1 pseudogene is annotated in these 394 nt (G+C 43.1%); it reads left to right on the top strand.

From position 1 onward, the window contains the following. Positions 1-382, top strand: a pseudogene (locus CWB66_RS21500) (DDE-type integrase/transposase/recombinase); the annotation flags it as partial. Between the last annotated feature and the right edge of the window lie 12 nt (positions 383-394).

The following is a 394-nucleotide window of genomic DNA, read 5'->3' as shown; positions in this document are numbered from 1 at the left end:
ACTACTTTCATTTAAACGTGGTGGTAATGAACACCTTGAAATCCCAAACCTGCTTGATAGACAGTTTGATGTTGTTGAGCCTGATACCGTGTGGTGCGGTGATGTGACGTATATTTGGACGGGCAATCGCTGGGCTTATTTAGCCGTCGTTATTGATTTATTTGCACGCAAAGTGGTTGGCTGGGCAATGTCGTTGTCACCAGATACTAATTTAACGCTAAAAGCGCTTGAACTCGCGTATGAAAGCAGAGGAAAACCGACAGGACTGATGTTTCACTCTGACCAAGGTAGTCATTATACAAGATTAAAATATCGCCAACGTTTATGGCGCTATAAAATCACACAAAGTATTAGCATGCGAGGAAACTGTTGGGATAATTCGGCATAGGAGCGG

The sequence above is a fragment of the Pseudoalteromonas sp. S558 genome (assembly GCF_005886635.1).
Taxonomy (GTDB): domain Bacteria; phylum Pseudomonadota; class Gammaproteobacteria; order Enterobacterales; family Alteromonadaceae; genus Pseudoalteromonas; species Pseudoalteromonas aliena.
Note: the sequence above shows the minus strand (reverse complement) of the source record. Positions and strands in the feature narration are given on the sequence as shown.